The sequence below is a fragment of the Bacillus sp. JJ1474 genome (genome assembly GCF_036965225.1).
In the GTDB taxonomy this organism is placed as follows: Bacteria; Bacillota; Bacilli; order Bacillales; family Cytobacillaceae; genus Cytobacillus.
This window is the reverse complement of sequence record NZ_JBALPC010000134.1, coordinates 1,557-4,766: the sequence shown is the minus strand read 5'-3', so window position 1 is coordinate 4,766 and position 3,210 is coordinate 1,557. Positions and strand designations below refer to the sequence as shown.

Sequence of the window (3,210 nt, the reverse complement as noted above, 5' to 3'; positions counted from 1 at the left end):
ATCTACAACTCAATGGGAATTACTACTCTACAGAATAAAGCATCACTTATTAAAAGGTGTTTAGAAATATTTCATACATATTTTAGAAAGTTTTAAGATTTGTGTGATATAGTTCTTTAAATATTTTAGAAAAATGAGCTTCTTTAATCTGGATAGTGTGGTTTACAAAAGTATCTTGCATGCTAAGAATAAGGAATGATCTAGTGAAAATTTTATAACAGAGTGAGTGAAAGAGATGTCAATTAAAATGAGGTTTCTGTTGTCTTATGTTGGGGTGATCCTTTTTTCTATCACTTTATTATTGACAGCTGGTTTTTTAATTATTTTTGCCATTACAGGTGATGTAAAATCTATAGAACATCTTTACAAAAAAACGTATGTACAAAAACCTTTGACAACAGTAGAAGAAAGTGTGTTTCTCGATTTAAAGCTTTTTGCTAAAAAAAATCCTAAACAGCTCCTAAATGAAAAGGAGATCAAGGGGATTGAGCAGGAGGATATCGAGATTGTTGTTAGAAAGGGCACAAAAGTCGAGTACGCTTCCCCTGCTCTTGACAAACAGGCATTGGTTAAATCCCTTCCCGGGTTTGAAGAAACAAACATCAATACGCGAGATACGATTAGAATCAACGACAATTTTTTTACGTATGTGAAGTTTGATTTTTATTTTCCGGATAAAAGTGAAGGAAGTATTTTCGTATTAAGAAAGGCAAGTTCCTATGCTGAGCTCATTCGAGAATTGTTTCCAATTTTATCCGGACTTTTGCTGTTTCTGTTTATTATGATTATTGGTGTATTGAACTATTTAGTTTCACGAAGCATTATTAGGCCTATCTCAATTCTTAAAGTAGGTGCAGAAAGAATAAAATCAGGAGATTTAAATTTTGAAATCAAGGCCATTTCGAATGATGAAATCGGGCAGTTAAATAGGGCGTTTGAGGAAATGAGAATAAAATTAAAAGAATCCGTTAATCTGCAGCTTCAGTATGAAGAAAATCGAAAAGAGCTTCTGTCTAATATTTCACATGATTTAAAGACACCTATTACTTCGATTATTGGATATGTTGAGGGGATTAAAGATGGTGTAGCAAATACTCCTCAAAAAATGGAAAAGTATTTATCGACAGTGTACTTAAAAGCAAAAGATATGGATTCATTGATTGATGAGCTGTTCTTATTTTCTAAGCTAGATTTAAAAAAGGAACCATTCAATTTTGAAACAGTCGAACTTGATAAATATATGAGAGACTACTTAGAAGAACTTAAACTGGATTTACTTGAGCAAGGTATTCATATTGAGTTTCATCTTTTGAATAAACCTATTTACGTGACAGCGGATAGGGAGAAATTAAAACGAGTATTAGCCAACTTAATGAGCAATTGTCTGAAATATATGAACAAAGACAAAAAGAACATCTCTATTTCTCTCCATGAACAATTATATGATGTAGTTGTACAAGTAACGGATAATGGGCAAGGAATAGAACCTTCTGCTTTACCATATATTTTTGATCGTTTTTATCGTGCGGAACAATCGAGAAATTCTCAGACTGGCGGAAGTGGTTTAGGACTTGCGATCGCAAAACAAATTATTGGGGAGCATGGAGGGGAAATCTGGGTTTCTAGCGAGATAGGCATAGGTACAAGTGTATTCATTTCCCTAAAGAGAGGTGAAAAAATGTGAAAGAAATATTACTTATCGAAGATGATATTAGCATTGCAGAATTGCAAAGAGATTATTTAGAAATAAATAATTTTCGTGTCGATATTCAACATACTGGTGATGCAGGGCTTCATCATGCGCTTAAAGGAAATTATGATTTAATCATCCTGGACATTATGCTCCCAGGATTAAATGGATTTGAAATATGCAAACAAATACGGGCTGTTAAAAACATTCCTATATTGCTTGTATCCGCTAAAAAGGAAGATAACGATAAAATTCGAGGTCTTGGATTAGGAGCAGACGATTATATTACTAAGCCTTTTAGTCCAAGCGAACTGGTTGCTAGAGTGAAAGCACATTTAGCGCGCTATGAACGGTTAGCAGGGAATCAATCCAATTCAAATACGATTTTCGTCCATGGAATATCCATTGATAAGTCAGCACGCAAAGTAAATATTAACGGAGAAGAAGTTCCGTTTACGACAAAGGAATTTGATTTGTTCGTATTTTTTGTAATGCACCCAAACCAAGTATTAAGCAAAGAGCAGCTTTATGAAAAGATTTGGGGGCTGGAGTCAGCTGCAGATGTTTCAACGGTCACAGTTCATATCAGGAAAATACGTGGAAAAATTGAACGAGACCCTGCACAGCCGAAATTCTTGGAAACCGTTTGGGGAGCCGGATATCGATTCAATGTTTAAATTAAATAAAGTGTTTTAGACCCGTCACAAAAGTGACGGTTATTTTTTTTTTTTACTTGAAGAAATTTTAAGAATAAGTTTATCTTTTTTTAAGAATTTATTTAGAGGGAGTTTATAATTGTGCACTAACATACTAGAAGTAGTAACTAAGTTCATTGAGTGGATCTGAGTCTTTTATTTACAGTTTATAGCCAAAAATAATAATGAACGATAGGCAGGTGAATTTGATGTGGAGGTTGATAACAATAGTTATTGGAGGTATTGGCCTCCTTCAGGGATGTGTCTCAGATAATGATGCTGAACCAAATAAACAGGAAAAAGAGGTAAGGGTAGAAATAGATATGAATGAACAATTAATTCAAGCTGCAGAACGAAAGGAAACAGAAACAATAAAGAGATTGATTGACGAAGGTGTGGATATAAATACAAAGGACTCAGAAGGACGAACTGCTACTATGATTGCAACTTATAATAATGATGTCGAAACCGCTAAAGTCTTGATTAAAGCGGGGGCTAACGTCAACATTCAAGATAACATGAAAAACAATCCTTTCTTATATGCCGGTGCAGAAGGATATGTTGAAATTCTTAAGCTTACGATCGAAGCAGGGGCGGATCCGGCGATGATTAACCGTTATGGAGGAACTGCATTGATTCCTGCTTCAGAACATGGTCATATAGATGCCATCAAGGAAATTCTCTCAAAGACTGATATTGATGTAAATCATGTAAATGATCTCGGTTGGACCGCATTAATGGAAGCAATCGTGTTAAATAACGGTGGTGAAAGACAACAGCAAGCCATACAGTTGCTAATCGATCACGGGGCGGATGTGAACATTC

3 protein-coding genes are annotated in these 3,210 nt (G+C 34.8%); all 3 read left to right on the top strand.

All coding sequences use genetic code 11. From position 1 onward, the window contains the following. The first annotated feature begins 235 nt into the window (after positions 1–235). Positions 236–1,684 carry a sensor histidine kinase gene (locus V7164_RS16525; protein ID WP_335354627.1) on the top strand — a complete coding sequence of 483 codons (1,449 nt, stop codon included), beginning with the start codon at positions 236–238 and terminating at the stop codon, positions 1,682–1,684. After that, entirely contained in the window at positions 1,681–2,367 is a 687-nt protein-coding gene (locus V7164_RS16520) for a response regulator transcription factor (protein ID WP_335354626.1), read from the top strand. Before V7164_RS16525 ends, V7164_RS16520 begins: the two co-directional genes overlap by 4 nt. Before the next feature lie 227 nt (positions 2,368–2,594). Further along, on the top strand, positions 2,595–3,210 hold a 616-nt coding region (locus V7164_RS16515; protein ID WP_438824723.1), incomplete at its 3' end, for an ankyrin repeat domain-containing protein.